Here is a 26,612-nt window from a genome sequence, read left to right as displayed (position 1 = left end):
CGTAACGAAACGGCGATGGAAGGCCGTGTCCGAATTCGGCGGGGAGGACGGACGCGTGCTGACCGCGCCGCCTATAGCCGGTCCCGCCCGTGCGGCGCTTCAAGGTCGAGCGCCGGCCCCACCGGCACGATGCCCGTGGGATTGATCGTCGTATGGCTGCGGTAATAATGCGCCTTGATGTGGTGCATATTCACCGTCTCGGCGACGCCCGGCACCTGGTAGAGCTCGCGCAGATAGCCGTATAGGTTCGGATAGTCCGCAATGCGGCGGATGTTGCATTTGAAATGTCCGACATAGACCGGATCGAAACGGACGAGAGTCGTGAACAGCCGCCAATCGGCTTCGGTCAGGCGGTCTCCCGTGAGATAGCGCTTGGACGCGAGGCGGTTCTCCAGTTCGTCCAGCATGGCGAAGAGGGCGGTGACGCTCTCCTCATACGCCGCCTGGCTGGTTGCGAAGCCGGCCTTGTAGACCCCGTTGTTGACCGCGTCGTAGATGCGCGCGTTGAGCGCGTCGATTTCCGGCCGCAGTTCCTGCGGGCAGAAGTCTTCCGTCGAGCCTGTCAGACGATCGAAGGCCGAGTTGAACATGCGGATGATTTCGGCGGACTCGTTCGAGACGATCGTGTTCTTCCGCTTGTCCCAGAGGACCGGCACCGTCACCCGGCCGGAATAGACCGGGTCGGCGCGCAGATAGACTTCCCAGAGCATGCGCGAGCCGAAGAGGTGATCGGCGGTGCCGCCGTTCTCGCCCCCACGATCCTCTCCCCCACGTTCTTCGCCCTTGAATTCCCAGCCGTTGGCCAGCATCAGGGGGTCGACGACGGAAAGCGAGATGAGGTCTTCGAGCTTCTTGAGCTTGCGGAAGATCAGCGTGCGGTGCGCCCAGGGGCAGGCAAGGGACACGTAGAGATGATAGCGGCCCGCTTCGGCCTCGAAGCCACCTTCGCCGGAAGGGCCGGGCGATCCATCTGCAGTGATCCAGTTGCGGAACTGCGATTCGCTGCGCTTGAAGTGACCGTTCGTTGCACGCGTGTCGTACCAGACATCCTGCCAGACGCCATTCACCAGCCTACCCATGGGCCAACTCCTTTCGATCGTTTGCTGGCGCCATAATTAGTGCTGAGAACCGCGGCCGATAGATGTGAAATTCCGAACAGTGCGTTTTACCCTTTGACTGGCGGCGTTTTTCTGCTATCGGCGGAACGGTAGCTCTTTCATCTGGGAAACGATCACCACCATGATCCTGTCGGGAAGCCTGCGACGACGCTGATGCTGCAAACGCCCATTCGGGGCGAGCCATCCTCCATGTCCGTTCGCATGCCGGTTCTCGACACATGAAAAAGCACGATCTCGTCTATCTGACCGAAGACGCATCCCACGACGCAGCCATCGAAATCATCAATGAAGAGGCCTTCGGGCCGGGTCGCTTCACCCGCGCCGCCGCGCGGATTCGCGAGCAGGGACCCCATGACCGGGCGCTCTCCTTCATCTGCGCCGATAATGGCGAAACGATCGCATCGGTCCGGATGACGCCGGTGACCGCCGGTTCGGTGAAAGGACATCTGCTCGGCCCGCTTGCCGTCCGGCCCTCGCACAAGAACCAGGGCATCGGCCGGGAACTCGTCCGCATTGCAGTCGAAGCGGCGCGCCGGAAGGGCTCCGAAGCGGTTATCCTCGTCGGCGATCCGCCCTATTACCAGCCGCTCGGTTTCGAGAAGGTGCGCCATGGCGCGCTCCAATTCCCGGGTCCCGTCGATCCGGCGAGGGTTCTCATCGTGCCGGTCGCGCCGGACGTTCACGCGCGGCTTGAAGGCATGATCGCCTGGCGGGATGACGGCGCCACCTGCCTCACCGCGCGCGCGGAGGCGCAAGGGGCGGCTGCCTGAAATCTCGCCGGCGTTTACCGGCCCTCGCGGTACCAGGTAGCCGAGATGAGGAAGAGCAGTGCCGCCAGGCCGAAGAGCCCCGCGAAAAGCGAAAGAGAATCGATGCCTTTCAGCACCGTCTCGTCGGTCATGCGCAGCGACAGGCGTTGATCGTCGGCGACGCGGACGGCGCCGCGAACGGGGAGGATAGACGGGAGGTCGACCGGTCCGTCGACGCTCGCCAGACGGCGGACCAGGCCCTTCGTCTTCTCCGCCCAGGGTTCGATCTTCTCTTCCGTGGAAATCGCCGCCTTGAATTCGGGCGCATCGACGTTGCCGACATGGACGAGCGTCGTCAGTTCGTCGTTGGCAACTTCGAAGAGGCCGATTTCATTGGTCTCGACCTCAGCCTTGTAGAGCCCCGGCTCGCCTTTCGTGAGCGTGACTTCCTGGGTCCGGCCGGAAGGATAGGTGAGGGTCGCCTGGCCGGGATCTCCTTCGATCGTCTGGCGCGTGATCTCGAGCGTCCGGCCCATCGCGCGGGCGGTAAGCGCCTCCTCTTCGAGCGCCGGTTCCTGCATCAGCCAATGCGCCGTGCGGCGATAGAGCGAGACATGCGGCCCACCCCCTTCGAAGCCGCGCGCCCACAGCCAACCCTGGTCGGAGAGCAGCATGGCGACACGCCCCTTGCCGACGCGGTTGAGGACCAGCAGCGGCTTGCCGTCTGCCGCTTCCATCACCGTCTGGCCGAGCGGCCTGTCCACATCGACGGTACGGAACCAGCGGCCCCAGGCCGGCGGTTCGTCCGCTGCCCCTTCGAGCCCGCGGGTGACCGGATGCTTCTTTCCTTCCTCCGAGAGCCGGGGGAAGAACGCCTTCTCGTTCATGACGCCGGTCGGCGTTGCCGGCAGCACCGCCGCAAGCGGGGTCGCGGCGATCGAATCGTCGCCGGCGTGCTCCGGCCCGGCGGCGATCAGCAACGCTCCACCGTTCTGCACGTATTGAGCGATGTTGTCGTAATAGAGGATCGGCAGCACGCCACGATGCTGGTACCGATCGAAGATGATGAGGTCGAATTCGCTGATCTTGTCGACGAAAAGCTCCCGCGTCGGGAAGGCGATGAGCGAGAGTTCGTTGATCGGCGTGCCGTCCTGTTTCTCCGGCGGCCGCAGAATGGTGAAATGGACGAGATCGACCGCGGCATCGGATTTCAGGAGGTTGCGCCAGGCGCGCTCGCCCGCATGCGGCTCTCCGGAAACGAGGAGCACGCGAAGATTTTCGCGGATGCCGTCGAGCACATGGACGGCGCGGTTGTTCGTCTCCGTCACTTCGCCGGCAACCGGATTGACGGCGAATTCCAGGATGTTGTTGCCGCCGCGCGGTACGGTAAAGGTGAACGGAACGTCCGTGCCGGGCTCCGCCTGCTCCGTGGCGATCTCGTTGCCGTTCAGGCGGATCGTCACCTCGGCGCTGCCGCCGGGAGCCGCGCCGTCGTCCACGACCCGAAAGGTCATTCTCTGCTGTTCGCCGACGATGCCGAAGCGGGGGGCGCTGACGATTTCGATGCGCCGGTCGAACTCGTCCGGCTTGCCGCTGATCAGGGCGTGGACGGGCGCATCGAAGCCGAGCTTCTGGTTGACATCCGGCACGTCGTGGATCTGGCCGTCGGTAATGAAGATGGCGCCGCCGACACGGGCGGGCGGCACGTCTGCAAGCGCCGTTGTCAGGGCGCCGAAGAGCCTGGTCGAGGGCGCCTCGGTTTCCTCGCCGTCGGCGGCTTCGACAATGCGCGCCTCGATCTGGGGGAAACGGGAAAGGCGTTCCTTGAGACCTTCGAGCGCCTGGTCCGTCTGCGCGCGGCGATCACCGTTCTCCTGGCTCTGGCTGCGGTCGACGACGACGGCGACAATGGTGGAGAGGGGTTCGCGTTCCTCCTGGAAGAGGACGGGATTTGCAAGTGCGAGGCAGAATGCTGCCAGCGCCGCCGCCCTGATCCAGGCTCCGCGAACGCCGCGCCAGATGCCGAGTGCCGCCAGAACGGCTGCGACAAGCGTCAGTGCCGCGAGATAGGGCCAGGCGAGAAGCGGCGAGAAATCGATTGTCATCGCCGGGTCCTCATTGTCCGAGCCGCTCGAGCAGGGCGGGCACGTGCACCTGGTCGGCCTTGTAGTTGCCGGTCAGCATGTACATCATGATGTTGACACCGGAGCGAAAGGCGTATTCGCGCTGCATTTCGTCCGGCGGCACGGTCGGCAGCAGTGCGACTCCGTTCGAATCCACTGCCCATGCACCGGCAAAGTCGTTGCCGGTGATGATGATCGGCGTCACCCCGTCGCCCGGTCGCGCCGGCCGGTTGCTCGGTTCCTCGCGACTATCGAGCTGGGATTCGATCCAGAGGGGGCTGCCGGTATATCGGCCGGGAAAATTCGTCAGCAGATAGAAGGCCTTGGTCAGGACATGGTCGGCCGGAACCGGCTCCAGCGGCGGTATGTCAAGATTGCCGAGGATCGCCTGGAGACGTTCGGTGTTCGCGCTGGTTCCGGTCGATGAAGAGCCGAGCGAGGAAAACTGATCACGCGTGTCGAACAGCACCGTGCCGCCCGCCCGCATATAGGCATCGATTCGGCTGACGGCTTGCGGGCTCGGCATGGGCGCGCTGGCGGAAATCGGCCAATAGATGATGGGGTAAAGGCTCAATTCGTCCTTGGAGATGTCAAGGCCGACGGGTGCGCCGGGCTCGAGCGTGGTGCGATAGGTCAGGAAGTCGGTGAGGCCTCTCAGCCCGTCTTCGGAAAGGCGGTCCACCTCTTCCTCGCCGGTGACCACATAGGCGAGGTGCGTGGTGTCCAGCCGCTCGAGGATGCGCTGGTCGTCCGGGCGCGCGTCGTCGGCATAGGCCTGCGGCGGGGCTAGGAAGAAGGTTCCGGCGAGGACCATGATGATTGCCGAAGTGGCCCTTGCCATCCGAGCGCGTGAAAAGACGCCACCCATGAAGAGAACGATCAGGGCGTCCGCGAGCAGCAGCAGGAGGGCGAGCGTCATCAGCGCCGGCTTCAGCGACCAGCTTTCCGCACCGGCCAGCCGCTCGGAGGTATGGGGGCCGGCGGTGGTCATGTCGATCCGCTTGAGCTCGGCGTCGCGCGGTAAGAGATTGAGCGCCGTGAAGCCGTCCTCGGAGCCGTAGAGCCCCGGAGGATTGTCGGCTGTCGCGGCCGGTGCCTTGCCGGGCACGATGTCGAGGGGACGGGCGTTGCCCGTCTCGGCGACGAGCACGCCATCGGCGTTCAGAAGCCGGTAGGGCGGCAAGGTCTGCGCCTTCACGGCCTTGCCGTCGCTGGCGATACCGCCGCCGCGCGAAAGCTGGACACTGCGGCGGAGCATCTCAACGAAATGGCCCGAGATCGGCAGGTTCGACCATGTGGCCTCGGCGCTGACGTGAAAGAGCACGATGCGGCCGGCCCCGCGTGTCGCAGTCGTGACCAGCGGTGTGCCGTCGGCGAGGTTTGCCCATGTGCGCTCCGCCAGATCGGCTGTCGGTTCGGCCAGAACCTGCCGCTTGACGAGAATGTCAGTGGGGCGGGCCATGCCGGCGAAGGGGCTGTTGCCGGGATAATCGGCGAGCGGCTGCGGTTCGGACCAGGAGAGCGCGCCGCCGAGCGCCCGTTCGCCCTGGCGAAGGGTGACCGGGACGAGCGGATCGTCGGCAGGTGCGGCTGCCAGCCGGGGGCCGGCGAAGCGGATCAGCGTGCCGCCATTGTCGATCCATTTCGCAAGCAGGGGGTAGGTCTCTTCCGGCAGCCGGCCGATGTCGGCCATGATCAGAACCGAGGGACGCTGCTCCAGAAGCTCCGGAATCGCAACGGCAAGATCGCTCTGGCGGGGCTCGACGAGATCGGCATAGGGGGCGAGCGCCCGATTGATATAGTAGAGCGGCGAGAGCAGCGGCTGCGACAGGTCACGTGCCTCGCCGCTCAACAGAGCCACGCGACGGCGGCGGAAGCCGTCGTCGAGGAGATGCTGGGCGCCGGCAGTCGCGGCTCCTTCGATGCCGATGCGGGCGAAGTCGTTGCGCAGTTCGAACGGGGCCTCGATCATCCCCTTGGCGGTCGCTGCGCCGGGTGCGAAATCGATCGTACCACTGGCGATCGCACGGCCGCGGGTATCGAAGGCAACGATGGGCAAGGAACGGCCGTCATCGGTCTTCAGCCGGCTCGCCGTCACCGACATGCCGCCGGACTCGTTGCTTGTCGCGGTGAGTGCCACGGCCTCGCTGCCGTCCGCTTCGATCACCTTGAGGCCGGCCGCGCCGATCCCGGCCAGTGCCTCCATCGTCTTGCCGTCGCCCCCTTCGATGCCGTCGGTGAGGAAGGCGACCGTTCCGGGAGGCGCGTCTTCGAAGGCCGCCTGCAAGGCCGCGATTGCGGAACCGCGGTCGGCAGGCAGCGGTTCGGGTCTCGCTGCCGCCAGCCGGTTGCGCGCAGTGCTCGCCGAGCCTGGCGTCGCGTCGTGCTGGCGCTCTCCGGTGAAGACGATCGAAACCGCAACATCCTTCGCCTCGGCGTCGTCGATCAGCGCCGAGGCGGCCTCGACACGCCGCTCCCAGTCGGGCGCCGTTGCCCAACTGTTGTCGATCAGCAGCGCCAGCGGCCCGGAGGTCGCGAGCGTATTGCTGCGCGGGTTGAAGACGGGGTCGGCGATCGCGAAGATGACGGCGGCGGCCATCAGCATCCTGAGAAGGGTCAGCCACCAGGGGCTTTTCGAGGGTGTCTCCTCGCGCTTCATCACCGAGGCCAGGATGCGCAGCGGCGGGAAGATTTCGGCCGCAGGTCTCGGGGGCGTCATGCGCAGCAGCCACCAGATCACCGGCAGTGCCACGAGTGCTGCCAGAATGGCGGGGTTGGCAAAAATGAAGGCGAGGCCGCCGATCATGAGAGCCCCCCATGGGCGGCTCGGCCCGGCATGCCTGAAAGATGCATATGCACCGCGACCAGAGCTTCCGACGCCGCCCGATCGGTTCTGTGCGGAATGAAGGTCCAGCCGAGATGGCGCAGGCTCGTGCCGAGGCTGTCGCGGCGGGCGCGATAGGCACGCTGGTAATCCTCACGCAGGATCTCGGCGCGCCCCGCGGTCAGCTTCTCGCCGGTTTCGGGCTCGGTGAACTCGGTTCTGCCGGCATAGGGGAAGACTTCCTCCGCCGGATCGGCGATCTCCACGACATGGCCTCGCAGGCCCCGGCGGGCGAGTGGTCCAAGTCGTTCCATCACCCGGTCGGCCGGGTCGAGAAAATCGCCGATCAGAACCAGGTCGCTGGCGCCGCGTATCATCCCGGTATCGGGCAGGCCCTCCGAAAGCGGACTATGGATGATTGCGGTTGCCAGCCGCTCGGCGGCATTGCGTGCCGAAACCGGCTCCATCACGCCGGGGCAGCCGATTCGCTCGCCGGAACGGGCGAGAATTTCGGCAAGCGCCAGCATCAGCACCAGAGCGCGGCTTTCCTTCGAAACGGCGCCGAGCGTCGATTTGTACATCATCGAGGGCGAGAGATCGGCCCAGAGCCAGATCGTGTGCGCTGCCTCCCATTCGCGGTCGCGAACATAGGTGTGGTCGTCCTTGGCGGAGCGGCGCCAGTCGATGCGCGAAAGGCTCTCGCCGTCGCTGTAAGGGCGGAACTGCCAGAAGTTCTCGCCGATGCCGCGCTTGCGCCGGCCGTGCCAGCCGGTGATTACCGTGTTGGCGATCCTGCGCGCTTCGACGAGACAGTCTGGCACGAGCATCGCGCGCTGCTGCGCGCGCGACAGGACCTCACCGGACGGGGTACGCGCGACAATGTGCCCGATCGAGGCCATGCGTCAGCCCTTGGCCCGCTTCACCAGGTCGGCGATGACGTCGCGCACCGACATGCCCTCGGCGCGGGCGGCGAAGGTCAGCGCCATGCGGTGCTGGAGAACCGGCTCGGCGAGCGCAAGGACGTCGTCGATCGAAGGGGCAAGCCGCCCGTCGTAGAGCGCGCGGGCGCGGGCGCAGAGCATGAGCGCCTGTCCGGCGCGCGGACCCGGTCCCCAGGCAACATTCTTGTCGGTGTCGGCATTGCCGTTGCCGGGGCGTGCGGAACGTACCAGCGCCAGAATGGCGTCGACCACCTTCTCGCCGACAGGCATCTGACGGATCAGCCCCTGGACCTGCTGCAGGCGGCCTGCGTCGATCACCGGCCGCGCCTCGGTTTCTGCGAGGCCGGTCGTCTCCAGCAGGATCTGTCTTTCGGCAGCAAGCTCGGGGTAGCCGACATCGACCTGCATCAGGAAACGGTCGAGCTGGGCTTCGGGCAGCGGATAGGTGCCCTCCTGCTCCAGCGGGTTCTGGGTTGCGAGCACGTGGAACGGCTGTGGCAGGTCCTTGCGGTCGCCCGCGATGGTGATGTGATACTCCTGCATCGCCTGCAGCAGGGCCGACTGCGTGCGCGGCGAGGCGCGGTTGATCTCGTCGGCCATCAGGAGCTGCGTGAAGATCGGGCCAGGAATGAAGCGGAAGGAGCGATGACCGGCCGCGTCCTGGTCCATCACCTCCGAACCCAGGATATCGGAAGGCATAAGGTCGGGCGTGAACTGAATGCGGCTGTTGTCGAGCCCGAGAACGGTGCCGAGCGTGGCGACGAGCTTGGTCTTGGCGAGCCCCGGAACGCCGACAAGCAGCGCGTGTCCGCCGGAAAGTACCGCGAGCAGCGTCTGTTCCACGACGCTCTCCTGACCGAAAATGACCTTGCCGATCTCGGCGCGGACCAGCGCGATCTCTCCGAGCGCCGCCTCGGCTGCGGCGACGATCGCCTTTTCGTCGGCCAGTTCGGTCGCGCCTCTCATTACACTCATTGCAAGTCTCCCGGTCGTCCGCTTCTGGATCGATCGCCGATGCCGGCTGTCCAGTTCCTGTTTTTCAATTTAGACCCCGCGGGGCGGCTGACAAGCCGCCGCCGTCGCACTATCTCGTGAGCTTGACACCAAAGCCTGAAACATTGCGTTCCAGGCGCGAATGCGGACATATGCGCCGAAGCGAGCTTGTGGTGCATACCCGACGCTACAGCGCCGCGTCTTATCAGACGCGCAAGGCTTGCTGTAGCATTTTTAACTGCTGCATGCTTTGTCCTCGATCGGCTGTGATCAAGGGAACATGCAGCAGGCAACGGCGTCATGCTTCGGACGCAAGATCGAGACCAAACGGGACGGAACGATGGCAGAAGCCAAGATTCAGCAAACGGGCGATGCGGCCGGCCTGGCGGCGCTGATCGCACGCGCTGCCGGGCAGACGGGCGGCGAGGCGAGAGGGTTGCCGCCGGTCGACCGCTGGAATCCGCCGTTCTGCGGCGACATCGACATGGAAATCCGGGGCGATGGAACCTGGTTCTACATGGGCACGCCGATCGGCCGCCAGCCGCTGGTGAGGCTGTTCTCGACCGTGCTTCGCAAGGACGACGACGGCAAGACCTACCTCGTCACGCCTGTGGAAAAGGTCGGCATCCGGGTCGCCGACGCGCCGTTCATCGCCGTCGAGATGAGCGTGACCGAGAAGGACGGCGACAGGGTGCTGACCTTCCGCACGAATGTCGGCGACGTGGCGGAGGCGGGGCCGGAGCATCCCTTGCGCTTCGTCATCCACGGCGACAATCGCGAACTCAAACCCTATCTCCATGTGCGCGGGCGGCTGGAAGCGCTCGTCTCGCGACCGGTGATGTACGACATCGTCGAGCTCGGCGAGACCATCGCGGTGGAAGGGGTGGAGATGTTCTGCGTCAGATCGGCCGGAGCGATCTTCCCGATCATGCCCGCGGCCGAGCTGGAAGCTTTGTCCCGATGAGCAGTCACCCATACTCCGCCGACGAATTCCGTCGCCGCGCGCTGCAGCAGGCGGGGGGGCCGATCGAGACTTCCTGGCGCAATCACGGCGACTTCCTGCTGAACCCGGGCATCGTATCCTATCTCGAGTCCCTGCATCTGAAGGACGCCGCAGTCCTCGTCCCCGTCGTCGACGACGGCGAAGACGCCAGCGTCATCTTCACCCAGCGCACCTCGAATTTGCGCAAGCATTCCGGTCAGGTCGCTTTTCCGGGCGGTGCGGTGGATCCGGAAGACCACTCCATCGAAGTCGCCGCGCTCCGCGAGGCCGAGGAGGAGATCGGGCTCGATCCGCGTTTCGTCGAGACGGTCGCGCGGCTGCCGCATTACATGGCCATGTCCGGCTTCCGCATCACGCCGGTGCTTGCGGTGGTTCAGCCCGGCTTCGTGCTCGAGCCCAATCCGGAGGAAGTGGAGAGCGTGTTCGAGGTGCCGTTGTCGTTCCTGATGAATCCGCGAAATCATGGACGAGGAAGCAGTCACTGGCAGGGCGCTGAGCGCTATTTCTATCGCATGCCCTATGGCGAAAGGAACATCTGGGGGATCACCGCGGGGATCGTCCGCATGCTCTATGAAAGGCTCTATGCATGACTTCCATTGTCGCCGAGCGCTGGTTTCAGGCTCCTCATCTGCGCCGCATCTTCGACCTGTTGAACGCCGATGGCGGCGAGGTTCGGGTCGTCGGAGGCGCGATCCGCAACAGCCTCATGGGTTTACCGGCCGGTGATGTCGACCTGGCAACCACCTGGCGTCCCGAGGAGGTGACCGAGCGGGCGGGGGGCGCCGGCATCAAGGCGGTGCCGACGGGAATCGACCATGGCACCGTGACGCTCGTCATCGAAGGTGTTCCCTATGAGATAACGACCCTGCGCCGCGACGTCGCGACCGACGGGCGTCGCGCCGAAGTGGCCTTCGGGACCGACTGGAAAGCGGATGCGGAACGCCGCGACTTCACCATCAACGCACTCTATGCCGGTGTGGACGGCGAGATCATCGACCATGTCGGGGGCCTCGGGGACATCGAGACGCGGACGGTGCGTTTCATCGGCAGCGCGGCCGAACGCGTGGCGGAGGATTATCTCCGTATTCTTCGCTTCTTCCGTTTCTTTGCGCATTACGGCAGCGGCCGTCCGGACGCCGAGGGCCTGAGGGCCTGCGCCCAGGCCCGCGCGAAGCTCGCCACGCTTTCCGCCGAACGCGTGTGGACGGAGACGAAGAAGCTGCTTTCGGCCGACGACCCGGGTCGCGCGCTCCTGTGGATGCGGCAGGCGGGTGTCCTGAGCGAGATACTGCCCGAGACCGAGAAATGGGGCATCGACGCCATCCCGGCGCTGATCGCGGCGGAGAAGAGTTTCTCCTGGAGGGCGGACCCGCTCCTGAGGCTTGCGGCGATCGTCCCGCCGGACGCCGCCCGGCTCGAGGCCATGACCAAACGTCTGCGGCTGTCGAAGGCGGAGAGCGCTTACCTCGACCGGTTCGCCGAAGCGCCGGAAATCGCCGCTACTCTTGCGGATGCGGCGCTCGACCGCCAGCTCTATCGCCATGGCACAGAAGGCATCGTCGTCCGGCTGAGGCTTGCACTTGCCTCGGCGCGCCGCAAGGCCGAAACCGATCCGGCATTCCTTGCCGACAGCGCGTCCTTTCATCGGCTCCTTGCACGGGCGGAGAAATGGCAGCGACCCGTCTTCCCGTTGAACGGTGCCGATGTCCTCAAACTGGGGGTTCCCGCCGGTCCTAAGGTGGGGGAGGTGCTGGCAGAGCTCGAAGCCTTCTGGGTCGAGCGCAACTTCAGCGTCGAGCGGGCGACCCTCGTCGCCCGGCTCGAGTCGATGGTGCGGTCGGGTTGAAACCGGTTCGGGCCGCGGTCAGGCGACCTTGGTTTCGTCGACGATGCGGGCCTTGATGTTGTCGACCATGTTTTCGCGGATGATCGTCTCGCCATGAGTCTCGCGCATGTGCTCGACGACCCGGCGCACGATTTCCGCATCATTGTCAGCGCGGGTGTGCCAAGCGCAACCCGGGACGAGCGAACCGCATTCGAATAGGCGCATGGTGTTCCTCCTTCCTACAATCGGCAAAGCCTCCCCTAGAAAAGCCTAGCATCAACCCGCGCTCTCGCCAAATTGTTCCGGCCCGGACCCCGAGCGAAGAAAATCCTGTAAACGGGCACTTTGTTGGTGCTATGCCTGTGGCAATAGAGGATCCAGCAAAGGCCGCATTCACACATGACCGCTGTTCAATCGGAACTGATTTCCGCTATCAGAAGCATTCCGGACTATCCGAAGCCCGGCGTCATGTTCCGTGACATCACGACCCTGCTCGGCAACCCGCGGGCATTCCGCCGGGCGATAGACGAGCTCGTCCACCCCTATGCCGGTACCAAGGTCGACAAGGTCGCCGGCATCGAGGCGCGCGGCTTTATCCTGGGCGGCGCGATTGCGCACCAGCTTTCGGCCGGCTTCATACCCATTCGCAAGAAGGGAAAGTTGCCGCACGACACGGTGCGGATCGCCTACAGTCTGGAATACGGCGTGGACGAGATGGAAATGCACAGGGACGCGGTCGCTCCCGGCGACAAGGTGATCCTCGTCGACGACCTGATCGCCACCGGCGGCACCGCCGAAGGCGCCGCCAAGCTCCTGAAGCAGATGGGTGCGGACATCGTCGCAGCCTGCTTCATCATCGATCTGCCTGAGCTCGGCGGACGCAAGAAGCTCGAAGCGCTCGGCGTCAATGTGCGCACGCTCATCGAATTCGAGGGGCATTGAGCCCACCGGTTCATAGGCTAGGACCAAACAGCTGGCCCCGGCCCTTCAAGCGAATTCGATGACCTTGCTCTCGAAGCGGATGACCGGCTCGCCGTGCTGGTTCTCGCCCTCGCAGAGGATCGTGTTGATCCGCCAGCCGGGTCGCGAGGCGACGATCCGGGCCTCCAGTAGAGTGACCGCATAGGTGATCGTGTCGCCGGCATAGACCGGCTTCAACCACCTGAGTTCCTTGAACCCGGGCGAGGGGCCGAGCTTCGGCGCGTGCAATCCCTCGGCTGCAAGGCGGCGGATCTCCTCCTTCCAGAACCGCAGGAAGCACTGCATCCAGCCGGCGCTGGTATGCCAGCCGGAGGCGCAAAGGCCGCCGAAAAGCGACTGTCTCGCCTGCTCCTCATCGACGTGGAAGGGTTGCGGGTCGAAATCGCGGGCGAAGCGGACGATGTCCTCCGCGGTGAATGTCAGGCTGCCGGTGACGACCTTGCGCCCGGCCTGGTAGAGCTCCTCCAGCGTCATCATGCGCGCGCCTCCCCATTGCGGCGCCTGAACATGACGGAGCATTCCGAAACCGCCACGGCTTCGCCGCTCTGGTTCTCGATCTCGTTGCGAAACTTGACGAGGCCGATCGCGGGCTTGGTTTTCGACGGGCGCGCCTCCAGGACCAGGCTGAAGCCTGAAAGGATATCTCCGGCAAGGACCGGCTTCTTCCACTCCATGAAGTCGATGCCCGGTGAACCTTGCGAGGATGAATTGCCCAGAAAAGCCTCGATCATCATCCGCATGCCGACCGCGCTGGTGTGCCAACCGGAAGCGGCGAGGCCGCCGAGAATGCTGCTCTTGCCGACCTCTTCGTCCAGATGCATGGGCTGCGGATCGAACTCACTGGCGAAGGCGATCATGTCGTTGGCCTGCATCAGGACCGGGCTGTAGTCGAAACGCCGGCCCTGAGTGAAATCCTCGAAATACAGCATGCCTCATTCTCTCCTTTACGCCGCGGCGCGTCCTGACAGACGCACGAAGACCCGCCCTTACGTGGCTTCAGCCTGGCCGATTTTCCAGGTTGCGCATGTCGATTGTTCATTGGATCACCTCACTGAAAGTCGTGCGTGGCAACTTTTCCGGCAAGGATCCGCCCGTGACAGATTTGAACAAGGCCCTGGCGGCAGCCGCCGAAAAGGGACTCATATCAGCCGATCGTGTCAATGATCTTGATGCTTTTATTTCGGCGCGGGAGTGATTGCCGGATCGGCAAGGGCCGTAGCAAGGCGGCCATGACGAGACACTTTGGGCATGCCGTCCGGCGTTCGCCGCCCATGCAGGTTCTGCAGCTGGATCACGATGATTTTAGGCCGGGCCGACCTGGAATCATGAACGTGATCGGTTCTGACAAATTGAGACGCGGGACGCGGGAGGAAAACCGCACACAGGTTTTCCTCATCCGCTCTATGTATTGAACCGGAAATGGATGACGTCGCCGTCCTGAACGACGTATTCCTTGCCTTCGTCGCGAGCCTTGCCGGCCTCCTTCGCGCCGTTTTCGCCGCCATAGGCGATATAGTCGTCATAGGCGATCGTGTTGGAGCGGATGAAACCGCGCTCGAAATCCGAGTGGATGACGCCGGCGGCCTGCGGCGCCTTGGTGCCGCGCGGGATCGTCCAGGCGCGCGTCTCCTTCGGTCCAACCGTGAAATAGGTGATGAGATCGAGGAGCTTGTAGCCGGCGCGGATCAGCCGGTCGAGGCCGGCTTCCTCGAGACCGAGCGCCGCGAGAAATTCCTTCGCTTCCTCTTCCGGCAGCTGCGCGACTTCGGACTCGATCGCCGCCGAAATGACGACCGTTTCGGCGCCCTGTTCCCTGGCCATCTTCTCGACGGCGCGCGTATGCTCGTTGCCGGTCGCCGCGTCGCTTTCGGCGACGTTGCAGACGTAGAGCACCGGGTGCGAGGTGAGCAGGTTGAGGCTCTGGAGAATGCGCAGTTCATCGGCGTCGAGCTTGGAAAGCAGGGTGCGCACGGGCTTGCCTTCCTGCAGCAGCTTCAACGATGCTTCCATGATGGGAAGCTGCGCCATCGACTCCTTGTCCTTGCCGGTCGCACGCTTGCGCGTCTGTTCGGCACGCCGTTCGAGGCTGTCGAGATCCGCGAGCATCAGCTCGGTCTCGATGGTGTCGGCGTCTTCGACCGGATGGATACGGCCTTCGACATGGGTGATGTCGTCGTCCTCGAAACAGCGCAACACGTGCACGACGGCATCCACCTCGCGGATGTTGGCGAGGAACTGGTTGCCGAGGCCCTCGCCCTTGGACGCGCCGCGCACCAGCCCGGCGATGTCTACGAAGGAGATGCGCGTCGGGATGATCTCCTTCGACTTGGCGATGTCGGCGAGCTTGCGCATGCGCGGATCGGGCACGGCGACTTCGCCGGTGTTGGGCTCGATCGTGCAGAACGGATAGTTCGCCGCCTGCGCCGCCGCCGTCTTTGTCAGCGCGTTGAAGAGTGTGGACTTGCCGACATTCGGCAGCCCGACGATACCGCATTTGAAGCCCATGGCTGAAACCCGTCGTTCCTGATTGCTTGGCCGTGGCTATGGGATAAAGGAGAGGGACGGTCAAGCTTTTCGCGCATTTCCGATTGCCTCCGGAGGCGAGTTTCACTTGAATGCGCGGGATCGGAGGGCGATATTGGCAATACTCGACGCGGAAAACGCAGCGCGGTTTGCCACCCCGCAGCCGGCGCGGCCGCCAACGCTTTTCTCATGTCATCGACGGCGGATTATCGATGAGCGACAATGATGTAGCCGCAAAGCGCCTGACCAAGCCGAAGCTCGAGCGGCCGAAGCTCTACAAGGTCCTGCTCGTCAATGACGACTTCACGCCGCGGGAATTCGTGGTCATGGTGCTCAAGGCCGTTTTCCGCATGAGCGAGGAGGCGGGCTACCGCGTGATGATGACGGCTCACAAGATGGGCACTTCGGTCGTGGTGGTGTGCGCGAAGGATGTCGCGGAGACCAAGGCCAAGGAGGCAACCGACCTCGGCAAGGAGGCGGGCTTTCCGCTGCTGTTCACGGCAGAGCCGGAGGAGTGAGGCGGCGGCCGGCGCGGTTGGAGCGGATGCGGGCGGAAAACCGCTCCCACTTTTCCTAATCCCCTTTCGGCCCGAACATCTTCTTCAGCATGTCGGCCATAGGGCCCGTCACCGGCAGCTTTTTCGGCTGGGCCGTGTTACGTGCCTGATGGATATGGGATTGCGCCGCCTGCTTCTTCACAGCGACGGGCTTTTCCGTCTCGGGCTTGCCCCCCGTTGCCAGTGCGATCTTGTTCATGAGCTGCGAATCCTCGCCCTTCACCAGCATCGCGGCATTGTCGGCGATGGCCTCGAGAAGGAGCGAAAGCCAGGCCTGGTCGGCCTTGGCGAAATCGCCGAGCACATGCGCGTGGACCAGATCCTTGACCCCCGGATGGCCGATGCCGAGCCGCAAACGGCGGTATTCCTTGCCGCAATGGGCGTCGATGGACTTGATGCCGTTGTGCCCGCCGTGGCCGCCGCCGGTCTTGATCCGGGCCTTGCCGGCGGGAAGGTCCAGTTCGTCGTAGATGACGACGATGTCCCTCGGCGCAAGCTTGTAGAAGCGCATCGCGTCGCCGAGGGCTTCGCCGGAGAGATTCATGAAGGTCTGCGGCTTCATCAGCAGGACACGTTCGCCGTCGATCTCGCCTTCGGAGACCTCCGACTTGAATTTCCTCGACCAGGCGGAAAAGCCCTGGCGCCGCTGAATGGCGTCGACGGCCATGAAGCCGATATTGTGGCGGTTGCCGGCATATTTCGGGCCGGGATTGCCAAGTCCCGCGATGATCAGCATGCGGCCAAACTCCTGCATTCGCCCTGTGGCGAGATATTTGAGTGGGGAGGGGATTTGCCCCTCATCCCGCTGCCGCGACCTTCTCCCCGTCATGACGGGGAGAAGGGACAACCGGCCCGCTCTCAGTCCCCTCTCCCCGCCAGCGGGGAGAGGGCTAGGGTGAGGGGCAATCGCCACACCCAGTTTCCTTCAGCCCAAAATCACCGCCATCACCCAAAGTCAACGGCTATTTTCCGATACCACTTTATCCGGTTCGCGCGCGGGCGCAGCATTTGACGGGCAAAAGAAAACCCGCCCCACGAAAATGGGACGGGTTTCTTTCACTCGGGGCGCGGCATGGCCCGGATCGGGCGGCCGCTTGAAGCAGAGATCAAGCCTCTTCTTCGCCGCCCTCGGCTTCTTCAGTCGGTTCGGCTTCCTGCGTGCGGCCGGTGATCGTGGCGACCGTGAAGTCGCGATCGGCGATGACCGGGGTCGCGCCTGCGGGGAGCTTGACGTTCGAAATGTGGACGGTGTCACCGATCTTGAGGCCGGTGAGGTCGACCGTCAGGGATTCCGGAATGTTGTCCGCGGAAACGTTCAGCTCGACTTCGTGACGAACGATATTCAGTGCGCCGCCCTGCTTGAGGCCCGGGGACTTCTCTTCGTTTTCGAAGTGAACAGGAACCTGAACGGAGACCTGGCTGCCCTTCGAAACGCGAAGGAAATCGACGTGCATGGTGAAGTCGCGGACCGGATCGAGCTGATAGTCCTTCGGCAGGACGCGGATCTTCTCGCCGTTGACGTCGATCGTCGCAACGGTGGTCATGAAACCACCGGCATGGATCTTCATCGTCACGTCCTTGGTGGACAGCGCGATGGAAAGCGGGGGCTGCTTGTCACCATAGATGACAGCCGGAATAAGACCGTTGCGGCGAAGTTCACGGGAGGACCCCTTACCAACCCGATCGCGCGTCTCGGCCTTGAGCTCGTAAGTTTCGCTCATAGGTAGACCTTTCTGTGTTATTTGGAGAGTTCGTCCGTCAAAGGCGGAAAAACCTGAAGCCGCCGGGCGGCTTCATCCGCGTTGCCTCCAAGGGTGTCTGCGCGGACGCGGGGTCCATAGCCGAGAACGGACTTAAATGCAAGGCGCGGCGTTAGGCCGAGCACGCATCACGCCTTACGCTTGGCGAAGCGCGCCAGCGCCAGCATCAGGCCGCCCGCGACAAGGCCCCAAAAGGCCCCGGACACGCCGGCGAAGCCCACGCCCGAGGCAGTGACGAGAAAAGTGATGGCGGCTGCTTCGCGCGTCTCGGCATTCGTGAAGGCGGCAACTGCGGAGCTCGAGAAGGCGCCGATCAGCGCGAGGCCGGCAACCGCCTCGATCAGCACCGATGGCGCGAGGCCGACGAAGGTCGTGACGGCTCCGGCCAGGAGGCCGAAGACGACGTAGGCGATGCCGGCATTGATCGCCGACCAGTAGCGGCGGGCGCGGTCGGGATGGGAATCGGAGCCGGCGCACATCGCCGCGGTGATCGCCGCAAGATTGACCGCATGTCCGCCGAAAGGTGCGCTCAGCAGCGTGAAGAGCCCGGTCGTGGCGAAGAGGGGACCCGGATCGGGGTGGTAGTCATTCACCTTCAGGACCGCGATGCCGGGAATGTTCTGCGAGGCCATCGTGACGATGAAAAGCGGAAGAGCGATGCTGATCAGGGCGGAGGTGCTGAAGGAAGGCGAAACGAACTCGGCCTGCGGAACGAGCGCGGCGGAGAGCCCGGCCAAGGCGCCCTCCGGCATGTCTATCCCAAGCGCGACGACAAGAACGAAGGCGATGAGCGCGGCCGGGACGGCATAGAGCCTGCTGACGCTGCCGACGACCGCCCAGGCAAGAACGATCGGCAGGCCGAAGAGGGGATTGAAGGCGATCGCCTTCACCGGCGCGAAGCAGAGACTGAGGAGCACGCCCGCAAGCATCGCATTCGCCAGCGCCGGCGGAATGGCAGACACGATCCTGCCGAGCGGCTTCCACAGGCCGGCGATGATGATCAGCAATCCGCAGACGAGAAAGGCGCCCACGGCGGCGTTGAATCCGCCCTCCACCACGCCGGAACTCGCGAGCAGGGCCGCGCCCGGCGTCGACCACGCGATGCTGACGGGAAGCCGCGTGACGGTGCTGACGAGGATGGCGCAGACACCCATCGAGATCGACAAGGCCATCAGGCCGGAGGCCGCCTGCGCCTCGTTCGCGCCGACGCCGGTAAGGCCGTGCAGAACGACCGCAAAGGAGCTGGCAAAGCCCACGAATGCAATCAGCACGCCCATGAACAGGCTTTGGACGGAGAAATCACGAAGCATGGCTGACAACCGGATGTTGCGACGAGTCGGGAATATCGTTTCGAGTAGCACATCATCCGGCCTGTCGATACCGCCTGTCGGTACAGCCCTGCCGAGTGCCCTTGGTGCGGGGAGAAAGACTTTAGTCAGGGTGGACCTGCCGCTGGATCGATGTCTATAGTTAGAAAGGGGGAATATGCCGTTGCAGAGTTCGGCGCCCGTTTGCGCCGCAGAACGCTGTCCAAGCGGAGGAGGAAGCGTGGATTCTTTCCGCGCGCTTCGCTTGTGAGCGTCGATCAGCCACGGGTCGGTTGGCCCGGTCGCCGCGATCCAGGGAGGGAGCGAATGCCTTCAATCAGGGACCACTCCGAGCGGGTCTACCGCATCGCACATCAGTCTTCCGCTGCGGTGACTTCGCCGGTCGCTGCATCGTGGCGCCGTTGCATGACGCTGCACGGCCTGGCGCCGGAGGAAGCGCGTTCGCCCTGGCGTCTTTCGGAGATCGAGTTCCGGCAGGCGCGCGAAAGCTCCGGCGCCCTCATCGCAGAGGCGGCCGGCGAGCTCGACCGGCTATTCGCCACTGTCGGCAAGGCCGGGTGCTGCCTGCTGCTTACCGACGGAAAGGGCGTTGCACTGGAACGACGCGGGGCCGGCGGCGACGATGCGGACTTTCGCGGTATCGGGTTGTGGTCGGGAACCGTGTGGAGCGAGGCGAGCGTCGGGACCAATGGCATCGGTACGGCGATCGCGGACGAGCGTCCGGTCCTCATCCAGCGCGACCAGCACTTCCTCAGCCGCAATATCGGCCTGAGCTGCGCCACGGCGCCGATCCGTGACGAGAGCGGCAAGCTCGCCGCGGCGATAGACATCTCCACCTGCCGTGACGACGCATCCGAGGCGACGCTTTCGATCCTCTCGCAGGCGGTGCGCGATGCCGCGGCGCGAATCGAGGCCAATCTTTTCCGCCGCGCTTTCGTCGGCGCCCGCATCGTTCTCGTACCCGTCGACCGGGCGGGACCTGCACTGCTTGCGGTCGACCGTGACGATCTCGTTCTCGGCGCGACGCGGGCTGCCCGGCTGTGGCTCGGGCTCGACGACGAGCGTATCGCCGCCGGCGTCCCGGCTTCCGACCTGCTTCAGGAAGACCTCCCGGGCGAGGGCGGCGAATTGCCGGACGCGGAACGTGCGGCGCTGCGCCGCGCGCTCTCCCGGGCGAAGGGCAACGTGTCCATGGCGGCCGATCTCCTCGGCATCAGCCGCGCGACCCTCTACCGCAAGATGAAGCGATTGGCCCTGAACTGACAGCATCGCGATGGGCGAGGGGACTTCGCGGGGTGCGGCTTGTCCCTTCGCCCCGCTTGCGGGAAGAATGTGCCGGCAGGCGGATGAGGGGCAGCTCCCAGCGGACGATGCTGCGACGCAGCAGCGCAGCAGGCGCCCACCTGTCGCAATTCTGAAACAGTCGGTGCCATCAACCGCGGCGCCGCCCTACCGGAAAAGCGCATTCGGCCTCACTCTCCTTCCACAGCAACCGCACCGCTGTCTTTTCCAAGGGAGGAAGTCCATGCTGCATCAGAAGATCGTCGAGAACCCCTACAAGCAGAAATACGGGAACTTCATCGGCGGCGAATGGCGCGAACCCGTTGCAGGCCGCTATTTCGACAACACGACGCCGATCACCGGCGGCACGCTTTGCGAGGTCGCGCGTTCGGACGCCGCCGACATCGAGATCGCCCTCGACGCGGCGCACGCCGCAAGGGAGAAATGGGGCCGGACCTCGACGACGGAGCGGTCGAACATTCTGATGAAGATCGCCGCCCGCATGGAGGACAATCTGGAGCTTCTGGCACGGGCGGAAACCTGGGACAACGGCAAGCCGATCCGCGAGACGATGGCCGCCGACATTCCGCTGGCGATCGACCATTTCCGCTATTTCGCGGCCTGCATCCGTGCGCAGGAAGGCTCGATCGGCGAGATCGACCACGACACCGTCGCCTACCATTTCCACGAGCCGCTCGGCGTCGTCGGCCAGATCATTCCCTGGAACTTCCCGATCCTGATGGCCGCCTGGAAGCTTGCGCCGGCGCTTGCCGCCGGAAACTGCGTCGTGCTGAAGCCGGCTGAGCAGACACCGGGCTCGATCCTCGTCTGGGCGGAACTCATCGGCGACCTCCTGCCGCCGGGTGTCCTCAACATCGTCAACGGCTTCGGCCTCGAAGCGGGCAAGCCGCTCGCCACCAGCCCGCGCATCGCCAAGATCGCTTTTACCGGCGAGACGACGACCGGACGGCTGATCATGCAATATGCCAGCCAGAACCTCATCCCGGTCACGCTGGAGCTCGGCGGAAAGTCGCCGAACATCTTCTTCGCGGACGTCGCCAGCGAGGACGACGACTTCTTCGACAAGGCGCTGGAAGGCTTCGCCATGTTCGCGCTGAACCAGGGCGAGGTCTGCACCTGCCCGAGCCGGGCACTGGTACAGGAGAGCATCTACGACCGCTTCATGGAGCGGGCGGTAAAGAGGGTCGAGGCGATCCGGCAGGGCAATCCGCTCGATGAAGCAACCATGATCGGCGCCCAGGCTTCGAGCGAACAGCTCGAGAAAATCCTCGCCCATATCGAAATCGGCAAGGAGGAAGGTGCCGAGGTGCTGACCGGCGGCGGGCGCAACGTGCTCGAAGGCGATCTTTCCGGCGGCTACTACGTCAAGCCGACCGTGTTCCACGGCCACAACAGGATGCGCATCTTTCAGGAGGAGATTTTCGGGCCGGTCGTGTCGGTCACGACCTTCAAGACGGAAGCCGAGGCGCTGGAAATCGCCAACGACACGCTCTACGGGCTTGGCGCCGGCGTGTGGAGCCGCGATGCCAACCGCTGCTACCGCTTCGGCCGCGCGATCGAAGCCGGCCGGGTCTGGACCAATTGCTACCACGCCTATCCGGCGCACGCCGCCTTCGGCGGTTACAAGCAGTCCGGCATCGGGCGCGAGACGCACAAGATGATGCTGGATCACTATCAGCAGACGAAGAACATGCTGGTCAGCTACAGCCCGAAGGCTCTCGGCTTCTTCTGATCCGGCCGCTGTATCTTCCCTGTATGCGGGCGGGGCCGTGCAATCGTCCTCGTTCCGCGCCAGCCTGATCCCTCCCGGCGGGCTCCCGATGCTTCATCGGGGGCCTTCCGGCTTCTGCGAATGAGGAGATGCAAATTGAGCGACGGTGCAACGGAGCCGCGCGTGCTTGCGACGGATGCGGCGATCGACCTCATCCGCGAAATCCGGCGCGATCATCCGGATATACTCTTTCATCAGTCGGGCGGCTGCTGCGACGGCTCGTCGCCCATGTGCTACCCGGCGGACGATTACATCGTCGGCGACAACGACGTGAAGCTCGGCGAGATCGACGGCGTGCCCGTCTATATCAGCTCGAGCCAGTACGAGGTCTGGAAACACACGCAGCTGATCATCGACGTCGTGCCCGGCAGGGGCGGCATGTTTTCGTTGGATAACGGCCGGGAGAAGCGCTTCCTCACCCGCTCGCGCCTGTTCGGTGGCGGCGAGGTTTGCCTGGTGCAGCCCCGCGGCTGACCACGGGAAATTTGTTCGCTTTTTGTTCGTTTCATGTTATCGCTGGTCATCTTCAAACGGCGGATGACGGGGCATGGAAAAGCAGCAAGACAAGCATCTGAAATTCCGCGCCTTGCACGATCGCGAGGGCGCTTTCGTAATTCCCAATCCCTGGGATGCAGGTTCTGCGCGCATTCTCGCGGCGGTCGGCTTCGAGGCGCTGGCGACGACGAGCGCCGGGCTTGCCTTTTCCATCGGCCGGAGGGATTCGGCGGCGGCTCTTGCGCGCGACGTCATATTGCAGAATGCCCGCGATATCGTCGAGGCGACCGAACTGCCTGTGTCCGCGGATCTGGAGGACGGCTTCGGTAAGGATCCCCTGTGCTGCGCCGAAACGATTTCGCTGGCGGCAGGCGTCGGGCTCGTCGGTGGCTCGATCGAAGACGCAACCGGTGATGCCGCCGATCCGGTTTTCGAGTTCGGCCTGGCCGTGGAACGTGTTGCCGCCGCCGCGGAGGAAGCCCGCAAGCACCCCTTTATCCTGACCGCGCGGGCCGAGAACTTCCTGTGCGGGCGGGCCGATCTCGACGATACGATCCGGCGCCTCGTCGCATTCGAGGAGGCCGGTGCGGATGTCCTCTATGCGCCGGGGCTTCCTGACATCGAAGCGATTCGCACGGTCTGCTCTGCCGTCAAACGCCCGGTCAATGTGGTCATGGGGCTCGCCGGGCAGGTCTACACAGTGGAACAACTGCAGGAGGCGGGCGTGAAGCGCATCAGTGTCGGCGGCTCTTTTGCACGGGCGGCCCTTGCGGCACTCATGAGCGCGGCACGAGAGGTCAAGGAGCACGGCACTTTCACCTATGCGAAAAGTGCCATGCCCGCCCGTGAGGCAGCATCATATATGCTGGACGTCAAAAGGTGATGCCGGCCGCGTCTTGACGAGACGCTCGGCGTCGTAAACGTCAATCGAACAGGCTCGATACCGATTCTTCCTGGCTCGTGCGGCTGATCGCCTCGCCGAGCAGTGCGGCGGTCGAGATCACACGGATATTGTGCGCCGACTGCACTGCCGTCGTCGGCTGGATCGAATCGGTGATCACCAGTTCTTTCAGCATCGAGGACGTGACGCGCGCGACGGCGCCGCCGGAGAGGACGCCGTGGGTGATATAGGCGGTGACGCTGGTCGCACCGTTCTTCAGCAGTGCCTCGGCGGCGTTGCAGAGCGTACCGCCGGAATCGACGATATCGTCGATGAGGAGGCAGTCCTTGCCGTTGACTTCGCCGATGACGTTCATGACTTCCGATTCACCGGGGCGGTCGCGACGCTTGTCGACGATCGCCAGCAGACAGTCCAGCCGCTTGGCGAGGGCCCGGGCACGCACGACGCCGCCGACATCCGGCGAAACGACCATGACGTTCTTGAGATTGTAGTTCTCCTTGACGTCTCGCGCCAGGATCGGAATGGCGTAGAGGTTGTCGGTCGGGATATCGAAGAAGCCCTGGATCTGGCCGGCGTGCAGGTCGAGGGTCAGAACGCGGTCGGCACCGGCTTCGGTAATGAGATTGGCGACCAGCTTGGCGGAGATCGGCGTGCGAGGACCGGGTTTTCGGTCCTGCCGGGCATAGCCGAAATAGGGGAGCACGGCGGTTATGCGGCGAGCTGAGGAGCGACGAACCGCGTCGATCATGATGAGAAGTTCCATCAGATGATCGTTTGTGGGGAAGGATGTCGACTGGACGATGAAGACGTCCTCGCCGCGCACGTTCTCGCCGATCTCGACGAAGATTTCCTGATCGGCGAAGCGCCTTACTGTGGCTTTGCCGAGCGGCAGGTTGAGATAGTTGCAGATCGCTTCGGCCAGCAGCCGGTTCGAATTGCCTGCGAAAACCTTCATTGACGGTCCGCCTTGAGCTGGCGCGGCCACGTCCGGTCGTCCGGGGGGTGGGTTCTCCGCGCAGATTCCGTGAGCCATTCCGATTGCGGGCAATCACTGCGGACGGCCGCTGTCAGAGCTGATCGGCCGCTTTTTAGCGTCCTTGAAGGTGAATGCAAGGGGATTGCTGCGGCGCAGCGCTCAATATCCGAAAAACTTTGCGTCAGCCGGCTAGGATGACGGCGATTCCGGGCCGGTTGGCCGAAAATCGGAGAACGCGGGCAAGCGGAGCCCGAGCGGAGGCGCTATCCCGCGGTCGACCGACGCCATTCGACATAGGCGTCGATCGTCTGGCTGGCGATCGCCTCCATCGTTTCTGCCGGGACGGCGCTCCAGGGGTCGGCCGCGGTCTTTGCAACGGAGTCCTGTCCCTGGATGCGGTGCAGGCGATTGCCGCTGCCGTCGAGTATGTCCCAGACATAGACGACCGTCGTCTTGCCGCCGTCGTTGAGCGCTGAAAAATATCCCTTGAGGATATGGTCGCTGGTTTTGTCGGTGGAGCTTTTGATCGCGAGCCCCTGGCTGCGCGCCGAGGCGCCGAGCTGCTTCGAGAGCGGCGTGACTGCCTGGACCGGCGCGCCGATGATCGGCAGAAAACGGATTCCGCCCGAGCCCGTCGTAGCTGCTGCAGGCGATGCGGCGGCTTGCTGCGTTTGCGCGGGCGCCTGCGTCGTTTCGACCGGTGTGGGCTGCTCGCCGCCATTCTCTTGCGTCGCTTCTTCCACAGGCGGTGCCTCATGCCGAGCGATCTGGGTCGGCGCCGCCTGAGGCTGCATCGTCTGTACCGGTGCTTCACCGCCGGCGAGACGGTTAGCCTGGCCTTCCAGCGTGCCGGCCGGGTCGGTGTAGTCGCTATAGCCGACATTGCCGCTCGCGTGCTGCGGAGGCGGGCCCGAAATGTTCGGCTGCGCCGCGAAGGCGGCCGAGCGGCCCGGCGGCACGCTTTCCACCGGCATCACCGCGGTCTGCGCCGACATGGCGTCGAGATCCGACTGGGTCACCGGAGGGGAGCGGAAACTGCCTTCGCCCACGTCCACCTGCGGGATCAGGGCGTCTGTCGTGTTGCAGCCGGCCAAGGCTGCGGCAAGGCCAAGGCTTGCGATCGGATTGATCTGCTTGCGCATCGTTCCCACCGTCTCCGCTCGAACATCCCGGCGCCGGATGCGGCGGCTGCAGCGCCGGCGCCCCCTATTGGACGCGCAAAGGTCGCTGCAGCAGGATCAGCCGCCGGCGCGTTCTTCACTTCCGACGGAAATCATAGGGCGATTTCCTTACGCAGATATGAAGTCCAGTCCGTAGCGCGAGAGCGGGCGGGGGGTGTCGGCCGTGGTGAGATAGGTCTGGCCGAGCGTCATGGCGGTGCCGCTGTCCGAGTCCATGATGATCATGTGGACGAAGAGGGACATGTCCGGCTCGATCTCCTGCGGATTGCCGATATGGAACATCTGGTGCTCCATCCAGGAGGGCGAGAAGCGTGCGCCGAGCGAATAGCCGCAGGCGTTCAGACGGTGCCGGGCAAGGCCGCGCTCGTCCATGATCTTGGCATGCACGTCGAAGACGGTACCGAAGGTATTGCCGGGTCGAAGCACCATTTCGATAGCCTGGATCGTTTCCCGGCAGGCGCTGTAGAGCTCGCGGTGGCGGTTGGTGGGCTCGCCGATCACGACCGTGCGCATCATCGCCGCATGGTAATGGGCGCTGACACCGGCCCATTCGAGCGTGAGCTGATCATTGGCGTCGAGGTTTCGCCGGCCCGCCTTGTAGCGGCAGAGCAGTGCGTCGGCCCCGGAACCGATGATGAACTCATTGGCCGGATAGTCGCCGCCGCCGGCGAAAACGGCGCCCTGCATGGCCGCGAGGATATCCGCCTCGCTACCGCCCGGGCGGATGAGCGGCAGCGCCGCGTCGAGCGCGTCGTCGGCAAGGCTCGCCGCCTTCTCGACATGAGCGATCTCCGCCGGGCTCTTGATCAGACGCAGGCGGCTGACGAGCAGCGACGCGTCGACCAGTTCCCCGAAAGTGGAGAGCTGGTGGTCGACGAGGCGCGCCGTTCTTCCGGTCATGCCGTGCGTGTCGTATTCGACGCCGATGCGGCGGCCGAGGAGATCGAGTTCGCTGAGCAGGTTCTTGAGGTCCATGGCCGGATCGGCATTGACCCGATCCACCCATATTTCGATGCGCTCGATGTTCGACGTATGACGCGCCTGGCGCAGGTCGGCCGAACGGGTGAGCAGGACCATCGAACCATCCCGCTTGACCACGAGCGACTGGAAGAAGCAATAGCCGAAGGTGTCGTAGCCGGTCAGCCAGTACATGCTCTCCTGCGCGAAGAGCAGTATCGCGTCGAGCTTTTCTTCCTGCATCTTGGCCGTGAGCCGCGCCAGGCGGGCCGCATATTCTTCTTCGGCGAAATGAAGCGCCATC

General features: G+C 64.4%; 26 protein-coding genes. 11 read left to right on the top strand and 15 right to left on the bottom strand.

What is annotated here, in order from left to right:
• Window positions 1-71: 71 nt before the first annotated feature.
• On the bottom strand, window positions 72-1,079 hold the full coding sequence (locus PZL22_RS13490; protein WP_003534460.1) for a glutathione S-transferase family protein: 1,008 nt from the start codon (window positions 1,077-1,079) through the stop codon (window positions 72-74).
• A gap of 257 nt (window positions 1,080-1,336) precedes the next feature.
• On the opposite strand from PZL22_RS13490, the gene PZL22_RS13485 reads away from it, so the two are divergent.
• Window positions 1,337-1,888: a GNAT family N-acetyltransferase gene (locus PZL22_RS13485; RefSeq protein WP_003534462.1), complete on the top strand. Its 552-nt coding sequence runs from the start codon at window positions 1,337-1,339 to the stop codon at window positions 1,886-1,888.
• 14 nt (window positions 1,889-1,902) lie between these two features.
• Here the strand turns inward: PZL22_RS13485 and PZL22_RS13480 are convergent, their stop codons facing one another.
• Genes PZL22_RS13480 through PZL22_RS13465 form a run of 4 tightly spaced genes read right to left on the bottom strand, consistent with a single transcriptional unit; the run spans window position 1,903 to window position 8,730 of the window.
• Complete coding sequence (locus tag PZL22_RS13480; RefSeq protein WP_003534464.1) at window positions 1,903-3,972, bottom strand: hypothetical protein; 2,070 nt, start codon at window positions 3,970-3,972, stop codon at window positions 1,903-1,905.
• 10 nt (window positions 3,973-3,982) lie between these two features.
• Window positions 3,983-6,796 (bottom strand): DUF4159 domain-containing protein, encoded by a 2,814-nt coding sequence (locus PZL22_RS13475; protein ID WP_003534466.1) that lies wholly within the window; start codon window positions 6,794-6,796, stop codon window positions 3,983-3,985.
• The gene (locus PZL22_RS13470) at window positions 6,793-7,713 is read right to left on the bottom strand and encodes a DUF58 domain-containing protein (RefSeq protein ID WP_003534480.1); all 921 of its coding nucleotides are present in this window, start codon (window positions 7,711-7,713) and stop codon (window positions 6,793-6,795) included. Before PZL22_RS13470 ends, PZL22_RS13475 begins: the two co-directional genes overlap by 4 nt.
• 3 nt (window positions 7,714-7,716) lie before the next feature.
• A complete protein-coding gene (locus tag PZL22_RS13465; RefSeq protein WP_013844747.1) occupies window positions 7,717-8,730 on the bottom strand; it encodes an AAA family ATPase in 1,014 nt (337 codons plus the stop codon).
• A 358-nt stretch (window positions 8,731-9,088) separates the two neighbouring features.
• Between PZL22_RS13465 and PZL22_RS13460 the strand changes: the two genes are divergently transcribed.
• Genes PZL22_RS13460 through PZL22_RS13450 form a run of 3 tightly spaced genes read left to right on the top strand, consistent with a single transcriptional unit; the run spans window position 9,089 to window position 11,597 of the window.
• Window positions 9,089-9,712 carry a DUF1285 domain-containing protein gene (locus PZL22_RS13460; protein WP_284718692.1) on the top strand — a complete coding sequence of 208 codons (624 nt, stop codon included), beginning with the start codon at window positions 9,089-9,091 and terminating at the stop codon, window positions 9,710-9,712.
• Window positions 9,709-10,341, top strand: a complete 633-nt coding sequence (locus tag PZL22_RS13455) for a CoA pyrophosphatase (RefSeq protein ID WP_003534496.1) — start codon at window positions 9,709-9,711, stop codon at window positions 10,339-10,341. Before PZL22_RS13460 ends, PZL22_RS13455 begins: the two co-directional genes overlap by 4 nt.
• A complete protein-coding gene (locus PZL22_RS13450) occupies window positions 10,338-11,597 on the top strand; it encodes a CCA tRNA nucleotidyltransferase (RefSeq protein WP_003534498.1) in 1,260 nt (419 codons plus the stop codon). The genes PZL22_RS13455 and PZL22_RS13450 overlap by 4 nt, the downstream gene beginning before the upstream one ends.
• 18 nt (window positions 11,598-11,615) lie before the next feature.
• Here the strand turns inward: PZL22_RS13450 and PZL22_RS13445 are convergent, their stop codons facing one another.
• On the bottom strand, window positions 11,616-11,801 hold the full coding sequence (locus PZL22_RS13445) for a DUF1059 domain-containing protein (RefSeq protein WP_003534500.1): 186 nt from the start codon (window positions 11,799-11,801) through the stop codon (window positions 11,616-11,618).
• A 174-nt stretch (window positions 11,802-11,975) separates the two neighbouring features.
• Between PZL22_RS13445 and PZL22_RS13440 the strand changes: the two genes are divergently transcribed.
• The gene (locus tag PZL22_RS13440; protein WP_003534501.1) at window positions 11,976-12,518 is read left to right on the top strand and encodes an adenine phosphoribosyltransferase; all 543 of its coding nucleotides are present in this window, start codon (window positions 11,976-11,978) and stop codon (window positions 12,516-12,518) included.
• 45 nt (window positions 12,519-12,563) lie between these two features.
• Here the strand turns inward: PZL22_RS13440 and PZL22_RS13435 are convergent, their stop codons facing one another.
• Both PZL22_RS13435 and PZL22_RS13430 read right to left on the bottom strand, forming a co-directional pair.
• Entirely contained in the window at window positions 12,564-13,034 is a 471-nt protein-coding gene (locus tag PZL22_RS13435; RefSeq protein ID WP_010969877.1) for a MaoC family dehydratase, read from the bottom strand.
• The gene (locus tag PZL22_RS13430) at window positions 13,031-13,486 is read right to left on the bottom strand and encodes a MaoC family dehydratase (RefSeq protein WP_003534506.1); all 456 of its coding nucleotides are present in this window, start codon (window positions 13,484-13,486) and stop codon (window positions 13,031-13,033) included. The genes PZL22_RS13435 and PZL22_RS13430 overlap by 4 nt, the downstream gene beginning before the upstream one ends.
• 95 nt (window positions 13,487-13,581) lie before the next feature.
• Between PZL22_RS13430 and PZL22_RS13425 the strand changes: the two genes are divergently transcribed.
• A complete protein-coding gene (locus PZL22_RS13425; protein ID WP_003534508.1) occupies window positions 13,582-13,752 on the top strand; it encodes a hypothetical protein in 171 nt (56 codons plus the stop codon).
• Between the two features lie 206 nt (window positions 13,753-13,958).
• On the opposite strand, the gene ychF is transcribed toward PZL22_RS13425, so the two are convergent.
• Window positions 13,959-15,062, bottom strand: a complete 1,104-nt coding sequence (ychF, locus tag PZL22_RS13420) for a redox-regulated ATPase YchF (RefSeq protein WP_003534510.1) — start codon at window positions 15,060-15,062, stop codon at window positions 13,959-13,961.
• 230 nt (window positions 15,063-15,292) lie between these two features.
• Between ychF and clpS the strand changes: the two genes are divergently transcribed.
• Complete coding sequence (gene clpS / locus PZL22_RS13415) at window positions 15,293-15,598, top strand: ATP-dependent Clp protease adapter ClpS (RefSeq protein ID WP_003534512.1); 306 nt, start codon at window positions 15,293-15,295, stop codon at window positions 15,596-15,598.
• Window positions 15,599-15,653: 55 nt separating this feature from the next.
• On the opposite strand, the gene pth is transcribed toward clpS, so the two are convergent.
• The 3 genes from pth to PZL22_RS13400 all read right to left on the bottom strand — a co-directional run bounded on the left by pth (window position 15,654) and on the right by PZL22_RS13400 (window position 18,707).
• Entirely contained in the window at window positions 15,654-16,373 is a 720-nt protein-coding gene (gene pth, locus PZL22_RS13410; protein ID WP_003534513.1) for an aminoacyl-tRNA hydrolase, read from the bottom strand.
• Window positions 16,374-16,743: 370 nt separating this feature from the next.
• Window positions 16,744-17,358 (bottom strand): 50S ribosomal protein L25/general stress protein Ctc, encoded by a 615-nt coding sequence (locus tag PZL22_RS13405; RefSeq protein ID WP_003532863.1) that lies wholly within the window; start codon window positions 17,356-17,358, stop codon window positions 16,744-16,746.
• Window positions 17,359-17,525: 167 nt separating this feature from the next.
• Window positions 17,526-18,707, bottom strand: a complete 1,182-nt coding sequence (locus tag PZL22_RS13400; RefSeq protein WP_003532865.1) for a benzoate/H(+) symporter BenE family transporter — start codon at window positions 18,705-18,707, stop codon at window positions 17,526-17,528.
• A gap of 324 nt (window positions 18,708-19,031) precedes the next feature.
• On the opposite strand from PZL22_RS13400, the gene PZL22_RS13395 reads away from it, so the two are divergent.
• The 4 genes from PZL22_RS13395 (at window position 19,032) to PZL22_RS13380 (ending at window position 23,176) form a co-directional block, all read left to right on the top strand.
• Entirely contained in the window at window positions 19,032-19,988 is a 957-nt protein-coding gene (locus PZL22_RS13395; protein ID WP_003532867.1) for a helix-turn-helix domain-containing protein, read from the top strand.
• A 262-nt stretch (window positions 19,989-20,250) separates the two neighbouring features.
• Window positions 20,251-21,759, top strand: coding sequence for an aldehyde dehydrogenase (gene adh, locus PZL22_RS13390; protein ID WP_003532869.1), 1,509 nt, complete (start codon window positions 20,251-20,253; stop codon window positions 21,757-21,759).
• Between the two features lie 135 nt (window positions 21,760-21,894).
• Window positions 21,895-22,272 (top strand): DUF779 domain-containing protein, encoded by a 378-nt coding sequence (locus PZL22_RS13385; RefSeq protein WP_003532871.1) that lies wholly within the window; start codon window positions 21,895-21,897, stop codon window positions 22,270-22,272.
• Window positions 22,273-22,345: 73 nt separating this feature from the next.
• Window positions 22,346-23,176: an isocitrate lyase/PEP mutase family protein gene (locus PZL22_RS13380; RefSeq protein WP_003532873.1), complete on the top strand. Its 831-nt coding sequence runs from the start codon at window positions 22,346-22,348 to the stop codon at window positions 23,174-23,176.
• A gap of 40 nt (window positions 23,177-23,216) precedes the next feature.
• On the opposite strand, the gene PZL22_RS13375 is transcribed toward PZL22_RS13380, so the two are convergent.
• From PZL22_RS13375 to PZL22_RS13365, 3 genes are all read right to left on the bottom strand, one after another.
• Complete coding sequence (locus PZL22_RS13375; RefSeq protein WP_003532875.1) at window positions 23,217-24,149, bottom strand: ribose-phosphate pyrophosphokinase; 933 nt, start codon at window positions 24,147-24,149, stop codon at window positions 23,217-23,219.
• Between the two features lie 284 nt (window positions 24,150-24,433).
• Window positions 24,434-25,312 carry a hypothetical protein gene (locus tag PZL22_RS13370; protein WP_003532877.1) on the bottom strand — a complete coding sequence of 293 codons (879 nt, stop codon included), beginning with the start codon at window positions 25,310-25,312 and terminating at the stop codon, window positions 24,434-24,436.
• Window positions 25,313-25,459: 147 nt separating this feature from the next.
• On the bottom strand, window positions 25,460-26,611 hold the full coding sequence (locus PZL22_RS13365) for a M24 family metallopeptidase (protein WP_003532879.1): 1,152 nt from the start codon (window positions 26,609-26,611) through the stop codon (window positions 25,460-25,462).
• Window position 26,612: the final 1 nt, after the last annotated feature.

The organism is Ensifer meliloti (genome assembly GCF_030064585.1).
GTDB lineage: Bacteria > Pseudomonadota > Alphaproteobacteria > Rhizobiales > Rhizobiaceae > Sinorhizobium > Sinorhizobium meliloti.
The sequence above is the reverse complement of the archived record's forward strand: the minus strand, read 5'-3'. Positions and strand labels throughout refer to the sequence as shown.

Excerpts from the sequence above, each read along its gene's own strand:
- PZL22_RS13490 (WP_003534460.1), bottom strand. The coding sequence starts at position 1,079 with ATGGGTAGGCTGGTGAATGGCGTCTGGCAGGATGTCTGGTACGACACG.
- PZL22_RS13380 (WP_003532873.1), top strand. The coding sequence starts at position 22,346 with ATGGAAAAGCAGCAAGACAAGCATCTGAAATTCCGCGCCTTGCACGAT.
- PZL22_RS13440 (WP_003534501.1), top strand. The coding sequence starts at position 11,976 with ATGACCGCTGTTCAATCGGAACTGATTTCCGCTATCAGAAGCATTCCG.
- PZL22_RS13375 (WP_003532875.1), bottom strand. The coding sequence starts at position 24,149 with ATGAAGGTTTTCGCAGGCAATTCGAACCGGCTGCTGGCCGAAGCGATC.
- PZL22_RS13430 (WP_003534506.1), bottom strand. The coding sequence starts at position 13,486 with ATGCTGTATTTCGAGGATTTCACTCAGGGCCGGCGTTTCGACTACAGC.
- PZL22_RS13400 (WP_003532865.1), bottom strand. The coding sequence starts at position 18,707 with ATGCTTCGTGATTTCTCCGTCCAAAGCCTGTTCATGGGCGTGCTGATT.
- PZL22_RS13365 (WP_003532879.1), bottom strand. The coding sequence starts at position 26,611 with ATGGCGCTTCATTTCGCCGAAGAAGAATATGCGGCCCGCCTGGCGCGG.
- PZL22_RS13480 (WP_003534464.1), bottom strand. The coding sequence starts at position 3,972 with ATGACAATCGATTTCTCGCCGCTTCTCGCCTGGCCCTATCTCGCGGCA.
- adh (WP_003532869.1), top strand. The coding sequence starts at position 20,251 with ATGCTGCATCAGAAGATCGTCGAGAACCCCTACAAGCAGAAATACGGG.
- PZL22_RS13470 (WP_003534480.1), bottom strand. The coding sequence starts at position 7,713 with ATGGCCTCGATCGGGCACATTGTCGCGCGTACCCCGTCCGGTGAGGTC.
- ychF (WP_003534510.1), bottom strand. The coding sequence starts at position 15,062 with ATGGGCTTCAAATGCGGTATCGTCGGGCTGCCGAATGTCGGCAAGTCC.
- pth (WP_003534513.1), bottom strand. The coding sequence starts at position 16,373 with ATGCTGATCATCGCGGGACTTGGCAATCCCGGCCCGAAATATGCCGGC.
- PZL22_RS13450 (WP_003534498.1), top strand. The coding sequence starts at position 10,338 with ATGACTTCCATTGTCGCCGAGCGCTGGTTTCAGGCTCCTCATCTGCGC.
- PZL22_RS13425 (WP_003534508.1), top strand. The coding sequence starts at position 13,582 with ATGTCGATTGTTCATTGGATCACCTCACTGAAAGTCGTGCGTGGCAAC.
- PZL22_RS13465 (WP_013844747.1), bottom strand. The coding sequence starts at position 8,730 with ATGAGTGTAATGAGAGGCGCGACCGAACTGGCCGACGAAAAGGCGATC.
- PZL22_RS13445 (WP_003534500.1), bottom strand. The coding sequence starts at position 11,801 with ATGCGCCTATTCGAATGCGGTTCGCTCGTCCCGGGTTGCGCTTGGCAC.
- PZL22_RS13370 (WP_003532877.1), bottom strand. The coding sequence starts at position 25,312 with ATGCGCAAGCAGATCAATCCGATCGCAAGCCTTGGCCTTGCCGCAGCC.
- PZL22_RS13460 (WP_284718692.1), top strand. The coding sequence starts at position 9,089 with ATGGCAGAAGCCAAGATTCAGCAAACGGGCGATGCGGCCGGCCTGGCG.
- PZL22_RS13485 (WP_003534462.1), top strand. The coding sequence starts at position 1,337 with ATGAAAAAGCACGATCTCGTCTATCTGACCGAAGACGCATCCCACGAC.
- PZL22_RS13435 (WP_010969877.1), bottom strand. The coding sequence starts at position 13,034 with ATGATGACGCTGGAGGAGCTCTACCAGGCCGGGCGCAAGGTCGTCACC.
- PZL22_RS13405 (WP_003532863.1), bottom strand. The coding sequence starts at position 17,358 with ATGAGCGAAACTTACGAGCTCAAGGCCGAGACGCGCGATCGGGTTGGT.
- PZL22_RS13455 (WP_003534496.1), top strand. The coding sequence starts at position 9,709 with ATGAGCAGTCACCCATACTCCGCCGACGAATTCCGTCGCCGCGCGCTG.
- PZL22_RS13475 (WP_003534466.1), bottom strand. The coding sequence starts at position 6,796 with ATGATCGGCGGCCTCGCCTTCATTTTTGCCAACCCCGCCATTCTGGCA.
- clpS (WP_003534512.1), top strand. The coding sequence starts at position 15,293 with ATGAGCGACAATGATGTAGCCGCAAAGCGCCTGACCAAGCCGAAGCTC.
- PZL22_RS13395 (WP_003532867.1), top strand. The coding sequence starts at position 19,032 with ATGCCTTCAATCAGGGACCACTCCGAGCGGGTCTACCGCATCGCACAT.